We start from the raw sequence: 16,427 nt of genomic DNA on the forward strand, positions 1-16,427 counted from the left end.
CTGGAGCAGACAACGCCATGAGTTCCCCCGCCGGTCGCTGCGACCGGCGGGGGAATCTCTTGATCCGAATCCGAATCCGAATCCGGCCCCGGACCGGACCCGGACCGAACCCGAACCCGAGCCCGAACCGACCCCCGAGGCCCGCATCGCGAAGGGACCGCCCAGTGCCCAGCCCAGTGCCCAGCCCAGACCCCACTCCCACCCCCGGAGAGCCGCTCGTCGGCCGCCGTGGCCTGCTGCGGAACACCGGCCTGGCGGCGCTCGCCGTGGGCAGCGGGATCGGTGCCGCCACGAGCGCGTCCAGCGCCGCGGCGACTTCGTCCTCTGACTCGCTTTCCCGGTCATTCGCGGCGACGGGTGCGGCCGCCCGGACGTCGCCGTCCATATCGTTCACGCCGCTGCGCGCGCCGGCCACGCCGCTGGCGGTGCGCTCGCCGTATCTGAGCACGTGGCTGCCCGGGGACAGCCTGGTCGGGACCTGGCCGACGTTCTGGAACGGGCACGTGACGGCGATCTGCGGCATCGCGCGGATCGACGGGACCGGCTACCTGTTCGCCGGCGCGCCGGTGTCCAGCGTCGTGCCCGACTCGATGACGCAAACCTCGGTGCAGGTGACGGCGACGCGGTCGATCTTCACGTTCACCGCGGCCGGGGTGAACCTGACCGTGACGTTCTTCTCCCCCGTGGACCCGAACAACTTGCAGCGGCAGTGCGTTCCGCTGAGCTACGTCACGGTGCAGGCGGCGAGCGCCGACGGCCGGGCGCACAGCGTGGACGTCCACCTGGACATGTCGGCGGAGTGGGCGCACGGCGACGTCACGCAGCAGGTCACGTGGGCGCAGGAGCAGACCGGCGCGGGCAGCGTCGTCATGGGCTTCACGCCGCAGAGCCCGACGGTGCTCGGCGAGCACGGCGACCAGGCGTCGTGGGGCACATCGGTGCTCGCGGCGGCCGATGCCAGTGGTCTGACATGGCAGCTGGGTCAGGACACCGTGGTGCGGACGGCTTCGGCGTCGCAGGGCGCGCTGGCGGACACGGTCGACCAGAACCAGCCGCGGGCCATCAACGACAACTGGCCGGTGGCGGGGCTGAACCGGGATCTGGGGACGGTGACCTCGGCCGGTCCTTCGGCGTTGTTCGTGGCGGCGATCGGCCATGTGCGCACTCCGGCGGTGTCGTATCTGGGTGCTGATCTGGCGCCGTGGTGGACGACGTACTGGAGCAGCCAGGAGGCGATGATCGACTGGTTCCTGGCGGACTATCCGGCGGCGCTGGCGGCGGCGCAGACGCTGGACGCGCAGATCGAGAACACCGCGTCGGCGGCCGTCGGCGGGGGAACAGTCGGCGCGCAGTACGCGGCGTTGTGTGCGCTGGCGACGCGTCAGGCGTTCGGCGGGACGGAGCTGGTGGACCACAACGGGACGCCGTGGGCGTTCCTGAAGGAGATCTCCTCGGACGGGAACGTCTCGACGATCGACGTGACGTATCCGGGGTTCCCGGGGTTCTTGTTCCTGTCCCCGTCGTATCTGAAGCTGCTGCTGGAGCCGATCCTGGACTACAGCGAGAGCGGCCTGTGGCCGAAGACGTTCGCCGTGCACGACCTGGGCAGCAGCTATCCGAACGCGACCGGCCACAACGACGGCACCGAGGAGGACATGCCGGTCGAGGAGTCGGCCAACATGCTGATCATGACGGCGGCCCTGGTGCAGCGGCTGCCGGCGGCGGACGCGGCGGCGTTCGCACAGCAGCACTACACGATTCTGAAACAGTGGGCTGACTATCTGGTCGGCGCCGCATTGGACCCGGCGAACCAGAACCAGACCGACGACTTCACCGGCTGGATCGCGCACAGCGTGAACCTGGCGCTGAAGGGGATTGTCGGGATCGGGGCGATGAGCATCGTCTCCTCGATCGCCGGGTCCTCCTACGCGGCGGATCAGGCCTCGTACTACTCGACGGCGCGCAGCTACATCAGCCAGTGGGTGAGCAAGGGCGAGGATCCGTCGGGGCCGTACCTGGATCTGGCCTACGGCTCGGCATCGACGTGGAGCCTGAAGTACAACGGGTTCCCGGACAAGCTGCTCGGCCTGAACCTGGTGCCGACCGGGGTCAAGGCGCAGGAGGCGGGCTGGTACCAGTCCCACGCCGGGTCGTACGGCGTGATCCTGGACCCGCGGCACAACTACACCAAGGCGGACTGGGAGATGTTCACGGCCGCGTTCCTGGCGGACCAGCCGGTGCGGGACACGCTGATCGCGGGGGTGTACGGGTTCGCGAACGGGACCGGGAACCGGGTGCCGTTTTCGGACTGGTACGACGTGAGTTCGGCGGCGCAGCAGGGGTTCCAGAACCGGCCGGTGGTCGGGGCGATGTTCGCGCCGGCGCTGACGGTCGCGGCGGACCGGACGCAGTGGTACAAGGTCCAGAACCAGAACTCCGGCAAGGTGCTGGCGGTGACGAACATGTCGTTGGCCGACATCACGAACGTCACGCAGTACACGGACAACGGGACGCCGGACCACCTGTGGGCGGTGGTGCCGAACCCGGACGGGACGGTGCGGATCGTCAACCGGAACAGCGGCAAGGTGCTGGCGGTGCACAACCAGAGCACGGCGCCGGGGGCTTTCGTGCAGCAGTACCAGGACAACGGGACGCCGGACCACCTGTGGCGGATCGTCGACGCCGGCGGCGGGTGGTCGAAGATCCAGAACGTGCACAGCGGGCTGGTCATGGCCGTCTCCGGGGCCTCCACCGCCGACGGTGCTCAGGTGACGCAGTGGACTGACAACGGGACCACGGATCACTTGTGGCGGCTGGTGTAGCCGTTCGGGCTTCACCTCTCACCCGCCCTCGTATGAGCGTTCGGCATGGGTTTCATGCCGAACGCTCGCTTGTCGCGGGTCGGGCGCGCTCGTAGCGTCGGGACGTGATCGATGAGATGCCTGTGGTGGGAGTTTTCGGGATCGGGATGGGGCCGTGCGCGACGGCCGCGGGGGTGCGCAGCATCGGCGCGCTGGCCGAGGAGTTGGGGTACGAGTCGCTTTGGGCGCCGGAGCACGTGGTGCTGCCGAGTCCCCGGGAGGCGCCGTCGCCGCTGGATCCGGACTATCCGATCCTCGATCCGCTGATCGCGCTGGCGCTGGCGGCCGGGGTGACGCGGAGGGTGCGACTGGGGACCGGGGTGGTGATCCTGCCGCAGCACAATCCGGTGCGGTTGGCGAAGGAGGCGGCCTCGCTCGACGCGGTCAGCGGGGGCCGATTCGAGCTCGGTGTCGGCGTGGGGTATCTGGAGCCTGAGATGGCGGCGCTGGGAGTGTCGCCGCGCGGGCGGGGCGCGCGGGCGGACGAGTTCCTGCAGGCGATCCAGACGCTGCTCTACGACGAGGCGCCGGCGATGGACGGACGGCACGTGTCGTTCGCCGGGATCGACGCTCATCCGCGGCCGGTGCAGGAGCGGATCCCGGTGGTGGTCGGCGGCGGGTCGGAGGCGGCGTTTCGGCGGGCGGTGCGGTTCGGGTCGGGGTGGTACGGGTTCGCGCTGGATCGGGCGCGCGTGGCGGAGTGTGTCAGTTCTCTGCGGACTGCTGCGGACGTGGCCGGTCGGGACTTCGGGGAGCTGACGATCACGGTGACGCCGACGGAGACGTTGAGCGCCGACGTGGTCGCCGACTACGCGGCTTTGGGCGTGCACCGGCTGGCCGCGATGCAGCCGGATTTCCGGCACCGCGTGGTGACGGCTGCGGAGTTCGAGGAGTTCGTGCGGGCCAACGCGCCAGGGGAGATCGGGGCCGCTGCTGTCGCATGAGGGGAACCGGGCTCGGCTTCGTCCCGTCCAATCCAGGACGGGGACGAGCGAGAGAGGTGACCGGAATGAAGCGAACCCGGGTAGTCATCCTCGGCGGCGCCGCTGTCGTCGTGCTGGCCGCCGGTACCGCCGTCGCGGCGACGCAGCTGGGACACCACGGCACCGGTACGACGACGACGTTGCCGACGGCGAACTGCGGGTCGGCCACGGCGCGGTCAGTCGACGCCTCCACGGTCGTCACCATGGCCGATCCCGGCGCTCTGACCTGCTTCACCAACGCTGCGCGCGCCTGCCAGCCGGCGGCGGTCCAGATCGTCGCGCGGGGCGTGGACGCCGGAACCGACTACGTCTTCAAGGTCCAATCCGGCGGCAAGTCCTGTCGGGTGACCGAGTCCAGCCAGACGTACGTCGAGCCGGGACGGCACGGTCCGGTGCGGTCGGTGACCTGCGACCAGACCGGGGTGACCGATGAGGGCGTCACGCTCGCCTGCGGCGGGCAGGACGTGCTGGTCCCGTCCGCCGGCGGCGGTCATGAGCGGCCGATGGCGGGCTGAGGTGCCGCGGCCGATGGCGGCATTTACGAAACTGGTAGTATAGTTTCTTCCGAGACCGACACTTCGGGAGACTTCGGAGGAATCATGGGAACCACACAGCTGCCCACCGTCCCGCTCGGCGCCACCGGCCTGCCGATCACCCGCGTCGGCTTCGGCGCGTGGGCCATCGGCGGCGGGGACTGGGAGTTCGGCTGGGGGCCGCAGCAGGACCAGGCGTCCGTCGACGCGATCCACCGGGCGCTGGAGCTCGGCGTGAACTGGATCGACACCGCCGCGGCCTACGGCTTCGGGCACTCCGAGAACGTGGTCGGGCGCGCGTTGCAGGGGTTGGAGCGGCCTCCGTACGTCTTCACCAAGTGCTCGCTGCTGAACGACGGCAACGGACGCGTCGTGCACAGCCTCAAGCGCGACTCGATCCTGCGCGAGGCCGAGGCCAGCGTGCGGCGGCTCGGCGTCGACGCCATCGACCTGTACCAGATCCACTGGCCGAACCCCGAGGCCGACGTCGAGGAGGGCTGGGCCGCGATGGCCGAGCTGAAGGAGCAGGGCGTGGTCCGGCACATCGGGGTGTCGAACTTCGACGTCGAGCAGATCCGGCGCGCGCAGGCGATCGCGCCGGTGGAGACGCTGCAGCCGCCGTACTCGCTGCTCGAGCGCGAGGCGGAGGCGGAGATCCTGCCGGCGGCGCTGAAGGACGACATCGGCGTCATCGTCTACTCCCCCATGGGCTCCGGGATGCTGACCGGCGCGATGACGCGGGAACGGGTCGAGGCGATGCCGGAGAACGACTGGCGCAAGAGCGACGACTGGTTCACCGAGCCGCGGCTGACGCGGAACCTCGCGCTGGCCGACCGGCTCCGGGCGGTCGGGGAGCGGCACGGGATGTCGGCCGGCGCCGTCGCGGTGGCGTGGACGCTGCTGAACCCGGCGGTGAGCGGGGCGATCGCCGGGTTCCGGCGCCCGGACCAGGTCGACCCGATCATCGACGCGGTGTGGCTGAAGCTGACCGAGGCGGACCTGGCCGAGATCGCTGCCGACGCCGACGTCTGAGGCGCGCGGAGATGAAGGGGACTGTGGGTCCGGCGGGCGGTTCGGCGGGCACGGCGGCGGCAGGCAGTTCGGCAGGCACGGCGGCGGCAGACGGTTCGGCGGGCACGGCGGCGGCAGGCACGGCGGCGGCGGGCGGTTCGGCGGGCACGGCTGCTGATTCGGGCACGAGTCCGGCGGCCGACGCCCCGCAGCGGGGTCGGCCGCGCAGCCATCGTGCGCATCAGGCGATCCTCGCCGCGGCCTCCGACCTGTTGCTGACGCGCGGCCTGTCGGCGGTGAGCATGGACACCGTCGCCGAGCGCGCCGGGGTCAGCAAGGCCACCATCTACCGGTGGTGGCCGACGAAGGAGAGCCTGGCGCTGGACGCGTTGTTCACCGAGTGGAGCGCGGTGCAGCCGACGGTGCGGGACACCGGTTCGCTTCGCAGTGATCTGGTTTCGCTGATCCGGCCGTGGGCGCGGCTGGTGGCTTCGCGGCCGTACGGCCCGGTGATCGCGCAGCTGGTCGCGGCGGCGCAGGCGGATCCGGTGTTCGCCGTCGAGTACCGGCAGCGGTTCGTGGAGCCGCGGCGGGAGTTGGCGCGGGCGGCTTTGCAGCGGGCCGTGGAGCGCGGCGAGATTCCGGCGGGCACACGGATGGAGGTCGCGCTCGATCTGATCTACGGGCCGATCTACCACCGGCTGCTGCACGGGCACGGGCCGGTGAACGACCGGTTCGTGAAGGAGGCCATCGACATGGCGCTGGACGGGATCCGGGGCGGCGGCGGGCCGGCTCCGGCGTAGAAGGGTGGCGTGGCGTCCGTATGCTCAGTAGGGAGCAGCGCACGACGTCCTCACCCGCCCTCCACACCCCGGGAGCCGCAGAATGTTCGAACTGGGTACGGACGGCCCACTCGTGATCATGGCCGGCATCGACGGCTCCGAGAGCTCCGTCCGGGCCGCCGCGTACGCCGCGGGGCTGGCCCGGCGCCAGAACGCGAAGCTGGCCCTGGTCTACATCCAGCCGTACCCGGCCAGCGTGTCGCCGTCGGCCGCCTCGGAGATGATCGCCGCCGGCCGCTCCACCGCCGAGGATCTGCGCCGCCAGATGGAGGAGGCGGCCGAGCGGGTGCCGGAGGGGACCGTCGTGCGCTGGGAGTTCTACACCGGCGAGGGCGATCCGTACCACGGGCTGTGCGACTTCGCGGTCAAGCTCAAGGCCGACGCGGTGGTGATCGGGGCTTCGCAGAAGGCCGGGCACCGGATCGTCGGGTCGGTCGCGATCCGGCTGGTGAAGGCGGGGAAGTGGCCGGTGACGGTGGTGCCGTGAGCAGCGCCGTGAGTGGCGCCGCGGGCCGTGCCGGGAGCAGCCCGGCGGTCGGCCCCGGCAGCACCGGCGACCGCACCCGGCTGCCGTAAACTGGGCCGATGAACAGCGAAGCGCCTCCGCCCGAGGGCACCGCCCTCGGACTGATGCGGGCCATGACGCGCCTGCGGGCCCGCCTGCGCTCCGAGGCGCCGATCGTCGACGACGTACCGGTCACCTGGTCGCACCTGACGGTCCTGCACCGCATCGTCGAGCAGGGCCCGGTCACGGCGACGGAGCTGGCGCAGGCCGAGCACGTCCGCCGGCAGTCGATGGCCGAGACCCTGGCCGGTCTGCGCGCCAACGGCCTCATCACCGACGGCAAGGACCCCAGCGACGGCCGCAAGGTGCTGGTCAGCGCCACCCCCGAGGCCCGCGCGCTGATCGAGCGCAGCTCGGCGACGCGCGAGGCGTGGCTGTCGAAGGCGATCTCGGCGACGCTGGACGCCGAGGAACGCAGGGTGCTGGATCGGGCGGCGGAGATCATGGACCGGCTGGCGGACGCGCAACCGTAGGTACACGCGTAGCTGACCGCTACGGCCCTTCTGTCCGGTCGGCGCGCGCCAGGTGGCGGTCCAGGACCGTCATGACCAGGACCACCGCGGCGATCAGGACCAGGATCCACGCGACGTGGTGGAGGCCGGGGTCGGAGACGCGGGTGTGGAACGCGACGCCGGTGATGGCGGCCGAGGCGATGGAGCCCAGGTAGCCGAACGTGCGCAGGAGGCCGGAGGCGGTGCCGACGGTGGCGGCGGGGGCTTCGCGGTAGAGCACGGTCTGGTTGGCGACCGTGCCGGCGCCGGAGGTGAGGCCGAAGACGGCGCTCGCGGCGATGACCGCGGGCATCGGGGTGCCGGTGTTGACGAAGAGCATTGCGATCGCGCCGACGACCAGGAGGACCGCGCTGGCCAGGAGTGGGATGCGGACCTTGGTGCGGCGGGCTGTCATGCGTGCAGTGACGGCGGACAGGACGCCCATGGGGAGCAGGGCCAGGCCGGCTTGGTAGGCGGACAGGCCGCGTACCGCTTCGAGCCACTGCGTGAGGCCGTAGAGGATGACGTAGGTGCCGAGGAGTGTCAGGCCATTGCGTATGTAGGTGCGTGTAAGGGCTCTGTTGGAAGCCAGGAGGCGCACGTCGAGGAACGGTTGGGCGGCGCGCAGTTCCCAGCCGACGAGGAGCGCGGCCAGGATCGCGGCGACGGCGAGGGCCGGCCAGTTCAGGCGTGGCAGGGTGTTGAGGAACACGACGAGGGCGGTGAGCGAGCCGCCGAAGCCGAGCATGCCGAGCAGGTCGATGCGGGAGGCCAGGCCACGGGGTGCCGTATCGGCGCGGTCGGCGCGGGCGGCGTCGTCGGCGACGGCCGGTGCGGTCTTGGCGTCCGGGGCGATGCCGATGAGCGTCAGCACGAGGGCCACGGCGGCGAACGGAATGTTGATCCAGAACGCCGTACGCCACCCGAGCCAACCGACCAGCAGCCCGCCGATCGCGGGACCGACGGCGACCGTCGCGGCGCCGGCCACCGCCAGCCCGCCGAGCACGCGGTGCGGCGGCGCCTGTAGACCGGCCTGCTGCGCACGTCGCCGGATGAGCAGCATCGCCGACGGATAGCCGGCCGACGTGCCCGCGCCGATCAGGACGCGCGAGGCGATCAACCCCGGCAGCGACGTGGCCAGCGACCCGACGACACCCGCCACCAGCACCAACCCGATGCCCGCCAGGAACACCCGGCGCGGCCCGAACTCCTCGGCGAGGCGGCCCGCCGCCGGCTGGGCCAGGGCGCTGGTCAGGTAGAGGCTGGAGATCAGGATCGCCGTGGCTCCGACGGTGATGTGCAGAGCGGCGGCCAGGGCGACGAGGGCCGTGGCGATGATCGAGCTGTTGATCGGATTGAGCGCCGAGCCGAGGTACAGGGGCGCGACGAAGCGGGGGCGGTAGGGATCGGCGGCGATATCGGGATCGGCCGAGGCGGCGGAGACGGCAGGTCCCGCGCGGAGATTGTCGGCGACGGACATGGATGCTCCCGGTGGTCGAAGAAGCGCAGGCTACCTGACAAGAATAGCAGGCTTCCTGCCTATCCCGACCGGAAGTGTGACCGGACAGACCGCGCCGCCGAACCGTCTCGGGCAGCGCATGCTCAGCGACCCGGCCCCGCCGTCGCCCCTTTGAGCTCGCCGGGCGCGATGAGGCGTGTACGAGGGCTCGTCGGTGAACCGCTGGGCAGCGAAGCCGACCATCAGCCGGAGCTCTAGCGCTTTACCACCTCCTACCTGCGGTGGCGCAATTTTCACCGTTCTGAGTCTTCCCAGAGCGAAATCTCGGAGTACCGTCATTCAGACAACGGCGCGCGCCTCCCAGCGCGGCCCGCGCCACCCCTCGGACTCGGATCGTCCGGCACGTTCCTGCCGGCCAGAAGGGTAAGGATCACGATGGCTGGTGTCGTTTATCAGGACGCGTCCTGCGTCTACCCCGGGGCGGACTCGCCCGCGGTCGACAAGCTGAACCTGGAGATCGCCGACGGCGAGTTCCTGGTCCTGGTCGGCCCCTCGGGTTCCGGTAAGTCCACCGCTCTGCGCATGCTCGCCGGCCTGGAGGAAGTGTCCTCCGGCGGCATCTTCATCGGCGATCGCGACGTCACGCACCTTCCGCCGAAGGACCGGGACATCGCGATGGTGTTCCAGAACTACGCTCTCTATCCGCACATGACCGTCGCGGAGAACATGGGCTTCGCCCTGAAGATCGCGAAGGTCGACAAGGCCACCATCGCCAAGCGCGTGGAGGAGGCCGCGAAGCTGCTGGAGCTCAACGAATACCTGGGCCGCAAGCCCAAGGCCCTGTCCGGCGGCCAGCGCCAGCGTGTCGCCATGGGCCGCGCGATCGTCCGCGAACCGCAGGTGTTCCTCATGGACGAGCCGCTGTCGAACCTGGACGCCAAGCTGCGTGTGCAGACCCGTACCCAGATCGCCTCGCTCCAGCGCCGCCTGGGCACCACCACCGTCTACGTCACCCACGACCAGGTCGAGGCCATGACCATGGGCGACCGGGTCGCCGTCATCAAGGACGGCCTGCTCCAGCAGTGCGACACCCCGCGCGGCATGTACGAGAAGCCCGCGAACGTCTTCGTGGCCGGCTTCATCGGCTCCCCGGCGATGAACCTCGTCGAGGTCCCGATCGTCGACGGCGGCGTGCAGCTGGACGGCCTGGTGGTCCCGGTCTCCCGGGACGCGCTCGGCGTGGCCACGTCCTCCGGCGCGACGACCCTGACGCTCGGCGTGCGCCCGGAGTCCTTCGACCTCGTCGGCGACGCCGAGGGCGCCATCGCGATGACCGTCCACCTGGTCGAGGAACTGGGCGCCGACGCGTTCGCCTACACCAGCGCGCACGTCGGGGACAAGGACGTCGACATGATCCTGCGCGTCGACGCCCGCGCCGTCCCGATGAAGGGCGACACCCTTTACGCCAAGCCGCACGGCCACGAGACGCACCTGTTCTCGTCCAGCACCGGCGAGCGGCTGGAGATCTGATCCGCTCCAGGCGGAACGGGAAAGCCGGGCGGTCCCGACCGCCCGGCTTTCGCCGTCTCTGCTCGCCGGCCGGCGTGTGCACGGCCCGAGCTTCACGGCCGGTCGAACCCCTCGAAGCGCTCCAGGGCGTCCCGCAGCGCGGCCCGGGACGTCACGCCCAGCTTGGGGAACAGCTGGTAGAGGTGGGTCGAGACGGTCCGCGGGGACAGGTAGAGCTGCGAGGCGATCTGCTTGTTGGTCAGCCCGGCGGCGGCCAGGCCGGCGATCTCCCACTGCTGCGGGGTCAGCGACACGTCCTCGCCGGCCGCGATGTGCACGGCCCGGCCGCCGGCCCGCAGTTCCTTGTTGGCGCGCTCGGTCCACGGCTTGGCGCCGAGCCGGTCGAAGGTCTGCGCGGCGGCGCCGAGCTGGTCGCGCGCCTGGACCATGGCCCGGCCGCGCCGCAGCCGCTCGCCGCAGTGGAGCTGGATCCGGGCCAGGTCGAAGGGCCAGCGTTCGGCGCCCTCGACGGCCGCGGCCGCGCGGAGCCCGGCGACCGCCTCGTCGTCGTCCTCGGCGGCCATCGCCTCGCCGGCGGTCAGGACCATCGCCAGGCGCGGGGACACCGTGTGCAGCCCGGCTTCCCGGGCCGCTGCTACGTGCGCGAGCGCTTCGGCCCGGCGGCCGGTGCGCACCGCCGCCTCGATCAGGTCCAGGACGGCCCACAGCGCGTGCCCGGCGAACGGCGCGAAGGTCCCGGCCGGGGTGATCGCGTTCGCATGCTGATAAGCCTTCTCGAACTCGCTCTGCGACAGCGCGGTCAGGGTTCTGACATGCGAGGCGTAGCGGCGGACGGCCAGCGCGCGCCGGGGTGCGGCCCAGCGGTCCATCTCGTCGGCGTACGCGGTGGCCAGGGCGTAGTCGCCGCAGAGTGCTGACACGCAGCCGAGGACCCACTTGCCGGTCCAGGAGCGCAGCGGATAGTCGAACTCCTCGCACAGTCGCAGTCCGTTGCCCACGATCTCGCGCAGTTCGGACCACTGGCCGGTGGAGAAAGCGTGGCTGGCCCACAGGAACGAGGCCTGGATGGCCGGGAAGTTGTTCTCGCCGGTGCGGCCGCCCCGGGCCGCCAGGCGCAGCGGTTCCTCCATCGCGCCGAGGCGGTCGGCGAAGGCGCCGGCGGTGGCGACGCGGATGATGCGGGCCAGGTCCGGACTGCCGGACATCTCGGCGATGGTGGCGTCCAGCCGGGCCCAGTCCGAGGGCTTGGCGCGGGCCGGGTCGGCGAAGGTGGCGCGCAGCATCTCCAGGCTCGGCGGGACGTCGACGCAGGCGGCCAGCAGCGCGTCGTAGCCGGCCCACATTTCGGGGCGGCCGCCGTGGACGCAGACGATCAGCAGGGTGGACAGCGCCACGCGGAGGGTGACGTCGGTCGCGTCGTAGGGCTCGGGCAGCAGGGCGATGGCGCCGGTGAGCAGGCGGTAGGCGGTGTCGATGTCGCCGTGGCTGTTCATCAGGTAGGTCGCGGTGGCCACCGCGGCGGCCAGGGAGTCGGCGTCCGGCGCGACCTGGTGTGCGGTGTCGAGCAGGCGCGGCACCTCGTGCAGGGCACCGGTGAGGTGTGCGCCGACGTAGGCGGCTTTGGCCAGGCGGCGGGCGCGTTCGGTCGCGGACGGCGTCAGGTCGGCGGCGCGTAACAGCGCGGCGACGGCGTTGACTCCGTCGCCGCGCCGGAATCCCAGGTCGGCGACCTCCTCCAGCAGCGCGGCGATCGACTCGTCGGGGTCGACCGCGGCCTGCGCGAGGTGCCAGGCGCGTTGTTCGGGCACGGCGGCCCAGGCTTCGGCGAGCGCGCGGTGCACGCCGCGCCGTTGGTCGCTGGTGGACAGTTCGACGACGGCCGAGCGCATCAGGGAGTGCCGGAAGGCCAGGCGGCCGGTGACGTCGTCGACGTGGACCAGCCGGGCGCGTTCGGCCGGGGCGAGGTGCTTCAGGCTGCACCGGCCGGCCACCGCGCGGCGCAGGACCTGCATGTTGCCGCTGCCTTCGAGGGCTGCGACGAGCAGCAGGTGGCGGGTGGCCGCCGGCAGGCTGTTGATACGGGAGGCGAACGCGGATTCCAGGCGCTGAGTCAGCGGCAGGCGGGTGGGCAGGGCCTGGGAGGAGCCGCGCTGGGAGTCGGTCAGGGCGGCGGGGAGCTCCAGCAGCGCCAGCGGGTTGCCTTCGGCGTCGGCCATCAGGCGCCGGCGGACGCGCGGGGCCAGGGCCGGGAAGCGTTGGGTGAGCAGTTCTTCGGCCGCGGCGTCGCTGAGCGGGCCGAGTTCGTGGACCGGCAGGCCGGTGGAGTCGAAGAACCCTTCGTCGCCGGGGCGCGCCGCGCACAGCAGGCCGGAACCGGCGGACAGGCGGCGGGCCAGCTGGCCCAGGACGTCGGCGCTGGCGCGGTCCAGCCACTGCACGTCGTCCAGGACGAGCAGCGTCGGCACCTCGGCGGACAGCTTCGCGACCAGGGCGACGACGGCGTCGGTGACGGCGTCGTGGCCGGGGGTGGTACCGCGGCACAGGCCCAGGGCGACGGCCAGGACCGGGGTGGCGGTGACCGCGGCGCGGCCTTCGGGCTGCGAGGTCAGCAGGCGCTGCACGGCGCTGTAGCCGACCTGCGCCCGGTACTGGACGCCGACGGTCGACAGGACCCTGATACCGCTGGCCTCGGCCGCGCCGGTGACGGCGGCCAGCAGCGCGCTCTTGCCGACTCCGGGTTCCCCGACGAGGAGCATCGATCCGTCACGGTCCGGCACGGCGGCCGCGAACTCGCCGAGCCGTGCCAGATCGGTCTCGCGGCCCACCAGGGGTTGCTGATCACCGGTCATGACTGCCAGTGAACCCGGTCCGGGATTGGATCACCAGGAAATCCGGGGTGCGAAAGTACGTCACATGACGGGAGCGAGCGTCCTGGCCGCTTTCCTACTGTCCTGATCAGGGGCCGGATCCGGCTCGCAGGACCAGTGGAGGAACGATGAACGAGGGTGCGGGACGCGGGAGTGTCGTGCTGGTGCACGGCGGCTTCGTGGACGGTTCGGGCTGGCAGGGCGTGTACGACGTGCTGACGGCGGACGGGTACAGCGTCGGCGTGGTGCAGAACGCCACGGTGTCGCTGGAGGACGACGTGGCGACCACGCACCGGGTGATCGAGGGCATGCCCGGGCCGGTGACGCTGGTCGGCCACTCCTACGGCGGCGCCGTGATCACCGAGGCCGGCAGCCACCCGAAGGTGAAGGCGCTGTGTTACATCACGGCCTTCGCCCCGGACAAGGGCGAGTCGGTCGGCACGCTGATCGCCGACCCGCCGCCGGGCGCGCCGGTGCCGCCGATCCTGCCGCCGCAGGACGGGTTCCTGTTCCTGGACCGCGAGAAGTTCGCGGACTCCTTCGCCGGGGACCTGCCGCGGCCGCAGGCGCAGTTCATGGCCGACTCGCAGGTGCCGTGGGGCCTGGAGGCGCTGAACGGCGCGGTGTCGCAGCCGGCGTGGCGCACGAAACCGGCGTGGTACCTGGTGGCCGGGGACGACCGGATGATCCCGCCGCCGGCGCAGCGCGCGATGGCCGAGCGGATCGGCGCGACGACGGTCGAGGTGCCGGGGAGCAGCCACTCGGTGTACGTGTCGCGGCCGGCGGCGGTGGCGGATCTGATCAAGCAGGCTGTGGAGGCTGAGGGCTGAGGTCGCCTTTCGGCGGCGGTAGGTGAAGGCGGAGGCCGAGGTAGTCGCGGAGGCCGACGCGGTACGGCCGGTACGCGGACGCGGACGCGGACGCGGGTGCTGAGGTGGACGCTTAGGCGTGCGCTGCCGACCGGCCGGGGCGGGAGTCGAGTGGATCGGCTCCCGCCCCGGCCGTTTTCCCCTCCGCAGGAGGTCTTGTCAGTTGGCTGCCGCGTTCCAGTCGACCAGCTGCACGATCACGCCGTTGGGATCGCGGACCTGGAACGCCCGCTCGCCCCACTCCTCGGAGGTGAGCGGCATGGTGATGGCGACGCCTTCGTCCTGCAGGCGTGCCAGCTCGCCCTCCAGGTCCTCGACGGTGAAAGCGAGGATCAGGCCGTTGGCGTGGTCGTCGCGCTGGTCGGCCGGCAGGGTCGGCAGGCCGCGGCGCAGGAACACGACGTGCATGCCGGAGTCGTCGCGGGTCAGGGAGGCGAAGCCGTCGGCGGCCATCTCCTCGCGGAAGCCGAAGTGGTCAGTGAGGAATGAGCTGGACGCGGTGACGTCCTCGACGTTCAGGGATATGGCGCTGGCGGTGATGCGCATGGTTCTCCTCCTGCCGGTTAAACTGTACGGCGTACAGTGTACAACGTACAACTCATGATGCGGGAGGATTGTTCCCGTGCCGACAGAACGAACCAGCGCCGGTGATCCGGCCCACACCTTGCGCCTGCTCTGGCGGACCGGCGAGGACCCCGCCGCGACCGCCGCACCGCGCCGCGGACCCCGCCGTGCGCTGAGCGTGGAGGCGGTGGTCGCGACCGCGACGGCGCTCGCCGACGCCGAGGGGCTGGAGGCGGTGACGATACGGCGGGTCGCGCAGGAGCTCGGCGTGGTGCCGATGTCGCTGTACACGTACGTGCCGGGCAAGGCCGAGCTGCTGGACCTGATGATGGACACCGCGTACGCCGCGATGCCGCGCCCGCGGACCGCCGGCCGGCCGTGGCGCGAGCGGGTGCGGGCGGTCGCCGAGGAGAACCGGGAGCTGTTCGAGCGGCATCCGTGGGCGGCGGAGGTCTCGACGGCGCGGCCGCCGCTGGGGCCCGGGTTGATGGCCAAGTACGAGCACGAACTCACGGCGTTCCAGGACATGGGCCTCAGCGATGTGCAGACGGACGACTGTCTGACGCACCTGCTCGGCTTCGTGCAGGGCTGGGCCCGCAGCGCGGCGGACACCCGGGCCGCGCAGGTCGACAGTGCGATGAGCGACCGGCAGTGGTGGCAGGCGAACGCGCCGTTGCTGGAGAAGGTTTTCGACGCCGAGAAGTACCCGACCGCGGTGCGGGTCGGGTCGGCCGCCGGCGAGGCACACGGGACGGCGTACGACCCGGACCACGCGTACGAGTTCGGGCTGGAGCGGGTGCTGGATTCGTTCCAGGCGTTGGTGGCTTAGCCGTCGCTCAGCCGAGCAGCTCCAGATCCTGCGGCGTCAGCCGGATCGCGCCGGCGGCGATGTTCGCCTCCAGGTGCGCGATGTCGCCGGTGCCGGGGATGGCCAGGACGTGCGGGCCCTGAGCCAGGGTCCAGGCGAGGCGGATCTGTTGGGGGCTGACGCCGTGGGCCTCGGCGACCTTCGCCGCGCGGTCTTCTTCGGCTTCGGCTCCGGCCTCGGTGGCGGCGGCGGTGGCCTCAGCGGCCTCGGCTCCGGGGCGAGCGCCGGCGATGGCGAAGAAGGGCACGAAGGCGATGCCCAGATCGCCGCAGGCCCGCATGACCTCGACCGATTCGGTGTCGTCGAGGCCGAACTTGTTCTGCACCGCGACGACCGGGGCGATGGCGCGCGCCTCGTGCAGCTGCGCGGCCGAGACCGAGGACACGCCGAGGTCGCGGATCAGGCCTTCCTCGCGCAGTTCGGCCAGGGCGCCGAAGTGGTCGGAGAGCGAGTCCCAGCGCATGTTGCGCAGATAGACCAGGTCCAGGTGGTCGCGGCCGAGTTCGCGCAGGTTCTGCTCGACGTCGCCGCGCAGGTCCTCGGGGCGGGCTGCGCCCTCCCAGCCGCCGGCGCGGTCGCGGCGCGGGCCGACCTTGGTGGCGACCAGGACCTCGTCGGCGGGGAAGGCGGCGAGAGCGGAGTTGACGATCTCGTTGGCCGAGCGGAGGGCGGAGAAGTAGAACGCGGCGGTGTCGATGTGGTTCACGCCGAGTTCGACGGCGCGGCGGACGACGGCGATGGAGGTGGCGCGGTCGCGGGGCGTGCCGTTGTGGAAGGCGCCGGTGCCGGTCAGGCGCATGGCGCCGAAGCCGAGGCGGTGGACGGTGCGGTCGCCGAGCTGCCAGGTGCCGGAGGCGGCGGCCGGGGAGGCCTGGGTCGGGGAAGTGTGCGGTGTGGCGGAGTGCGGAGCGGTAGTCACAGTGACTCCTATCAGATCGCGGGAGCATGCCGCCAGCCAGAATCAGCGCCGATATCGGCTATAAG

Annotated in this window: 14 protein-coding genes; 10 read left to right on the forward strand and 4 right to left on the reverse strand. The window is 71.6% G+C overall.

Going from position 1 to position 16,427, the window contains the following annotated elements; all coding sequences use genetic code 11:
- The first annotated feature begins 164 nt into the window (after positions 1-164).
- From ABH920_RS43510 to ABH920_RS43540, 7 genes are all read left to right on the forward strand, one after another.
- On the forward strand, positions 165-2,822 hold the full coding sequence (locus tag ABH920_RS43510; RefSeq protein WP_370355198.1) for a DUF5127 domain-containing protein: 2,658 nt from the start codon (positions 165-167) through the stop codon (positions 2,820-2,822).
- Positions 2,823-2,926: 104 nt separating this feature from the next.
- On the forward strand, positions 2,927-3,805 hold the full coding sequence (locus ABH920_RS43515; RefSeq protein ID WP_370355199.1) for an LLM class F420-dependent oxidoreductase: 879 nt from the start codon (positions 2,927-2,929) through the stop codon (positions 3,803-3,805).
- A gap of 65 nt (positions 3,806-3,870) precedes the next feature.
- Complete coding sequence (locus tag ABH920_RS43520) at positions 3,871-4,359, forward strand: hypothetical protein (protein ID WP_370355200.1); 489 nt, start codon at positions 3,871-3,873, stop codon at positions 4,357-4,359.
- Between the two features lie 84 nt (positions 4,360-4,443).
- Positions 4,444-5,409: an aldo/keto reductase gene (locus tag ABH920_RS43525; RefSeq protein ID WP_370355201.1), complete on the forward strand. Its 966-nt coding sequence runs from the start codon at positions 4,444-4,446 to the stop codon at positions 5,407-5,409.
- Between the two features lie 11 nt (positions 5,410-5,420).
- Positions 5,421-6,191: a TetR/AcrR family transcriptional regulator gene (locus ABH920_RS43530; RefSeq protein ID WP_370355202.1), complete on the forward strand. Its 771-nt coding sequence runs from the start codon at positions 5,421-5,423 to the stop codon at positions 6,189-6,191.
- A gap of 82 nt (positions 6,192-6,273) precedes the next feature.
- Positions 6,274-6,717: a universal stress protein gene (locus ABH920_RS43535; RefSeq protein WP_370355203.1), complete on the forward strand. Its 444-nt coding sequence runs from the start codon at positions 6,274-6,276 to the stop codon at positions 6,715-6,717.
- Positions 6,718-6,815: 98 nt separating this feature from the next.
- On the forward strand, positions 6,816-7,268 hold the full coding sequence (locus ABH920_RS43540; protein WP_370355204.1) for a MarR family winged helix-turn-helix transcriptional regulator: 453 nt from the start codon (positions 6,816-6,818) through the stop codon (positions 7,266-7,268).
- Positions 7,269-7,287: 19 nt separating this feature from the next.
- Here the strand turns inward: ABH920_RS43540 and ABH920_RS43545 are convergent, their stop codons facing one another.
- Positions 7,288-8,766 carry an MFS transporter gene (locus tag ABH920_RS43545; RefSeq protein ID WP_370355205.1) on the reverse strand — a complete coding sequence of 493 codons (1,479 nt, stop codon included), beginning with the start codon at positions 8,764-8,766 and terminating at the stop codon, positions 7,288-7,290.
- Positions 8,767-9,180: 414 nt separating this feature from the next.
- Here ABH920_RS43545 and ABH920_RS43550 point away from each other — a divergent pair, with 414 nt between their 5' ends.
- Positions 9,181-10,275, forward strand: a complete 1,095-nt coding sequence (locus ABH920_RS43550; RefSeq protein ID WP_370355206.1) for an ABC transporter ATP-binding protein — start codon at positions 9,181-9,183, stop codon at positions 10,273-10,275.
- A gap of 92 nt (positions 10,276-10,367) precedes the next feature.
- Here ABH920_RS43550 and ABH920_RS43555 read toward each other — a convergent pair whose 3' ends face one another.
- The gene (locus ABH920_RS43555; RefSeq protein ID WP_370355207.1) at positions 10,368-13,124 is read right to left on the reverse strand and encodes an AAA family ATPase; all 2,757 of its coding nucleotides are present in this window, start codon (positions 13,122-13,124) and stop codon (positions 10,368-10,370) included.
- A 146-nt stretch (positions 13,125-13,270) separates the two neighbouring features.
- Here ABH920_RS43555 and ABH920_RS43560 point away from each other — a divergent pair, with 146 nt between their 5' ends.
- The gene (locus tag ABH920_RS43560) at positions 13,271-13,972 is read left to right on the forward strand and encodes an alpha/beta fold hydrolase (protein WP_370355208.1); all 702 of its coding nucleotides are present in this window, start codon (positions 13,271-13,273) and stop codon (positions 13,970-13,972) included.
- Between the two features lie 198 nt (positions 13,973-14,170).
- Here ABH920_RS43560 and ABH920_RS43565 read toward each other — a convergent pair whose 3' ends face one another.
- Entirely contained in the window at positions 14,171-14,557 is a 387-nt protein-coding gene (locus tag ABH920_RS43565; RefSeq protein ID WP_370355209.1) for a VOC family protein, read from the reverse strand.
- Positions 14,558-14,633: 76 nt separating this feature from the next.
- Here ABH920_RS43565 and ABH920_RS43570 point away from each other — a divergent pair, with 76 nt between their 5' ends.
- Positions 14,634-15,404 carry a TetR/AcrR family transcriptional regulator C-terminal domain-containing protein gene (locus ABH920_RS43570; RefSeq protein ID WP_370355210.1) on the forward strand — a complete coding sequence of 257 codons (771 nt, stop codon included), beginning with the start codon at positions 14,634-14,636 and terminating at the stop codon, positions 15,402-15,404.
- A 7-nt stretch (positions 15,405-15,411) separates the two neighbouring features.
- Here the strand turns inward: ABH920_RS43570 and ABH920_RS43575 are convergent, their stop codons facing one another.
- Positions 15,412-16,362 (reverse strand): aldo/keto reductase, encoded by a 951-nt coding sequence (locus ABH920_RS43575; RefSeq protein ID WP_370355211.1) that lies wholly within the window; start codon positions 16,360-16,362, stop codon positions 15,412-15,414.
- Positions 16,363-16,427 lie beyond the last annotated feature (65 nt).

The organism is Catenulispora sp. EB89 (assembly GCF_041261445.1).
In the GTDB taxonomy this organism is placed as follows: domain Bacteria; phylum Actinomycetota; class Actinomycetes; order Streptomycetales; family Catenulisporaceae; genus Catenulispora.

Coding starts and splice junctions, on each gene's coding strand:
- ABH920_RS43520 (WP_370355200.1), top strand. CDS start 3,871: ATGAAGCGAACCCGGGTAGTCATCCTCGGCGGCGCCGCTGTCGTCGTG.
- ABH920_RS43525 (WP_370355201.1), top strand. CDS start 4,444: ATGGGAACCACACAGCTGCCCACCGTCCCGCTCGGCGCCACCGGCCTG.
- ABH920_RS43530 (WP_370355202.1), top strand. CDS start 5,421: ATGAAGGGGACTGTGGGTCCGGCGGGCGGTTCGGCGGGCACGGCGGCG.
- ABH920_RS43535 (WP_370355203.1), top strand. CDS start 6,274: ATGTTCGAACTGGGTACGGACGGCCCACTCGTGATCATGGCCGGCATC.
- ABH920_RS43540 (WP_370355204.1), top strand. CDS start 6,816: ATGAACAGCGAAGCGCCTCCGCCCGAGGGCACCGCCCTCGGACTGATG.
- ABH920_RS43545 (WP_370355205.1), bottom strand. CDS start 8,766: ATGTCCGTCGCCGACAATCTCCGCGCGGGACCTGCCGTCTCCGCCGCC.
- ABH920_RS43550 (WP_370355206.1), top strand. CDS start 9,181: ATGGCTGGTGTCGTTTATCAGGACGCGTCCTGCGTCTACCCCGGGGCG.
- ABH920_RS43555 (WP_370355207.1), bottom strand. CDS start 13,124: ATGACCGGTGATCAGCAACCCCTGGTGGGCCGCGAGACCGATCTGGCA.
- ABH920_RS43560 (WP_370355208.1), top strand. CDS start 13,271: ATGAACGAGGGTGCGGGACGCGGGAGTGTCGTGCTGGTGCACGGCGGC.
- ABH920_RS43565 (WP_370355209.1), bottom strand. CDS start 14,557: ATGCGCATCACCGCCAGCGCCATATCCCTGAACGTCGAGGACGTCACC.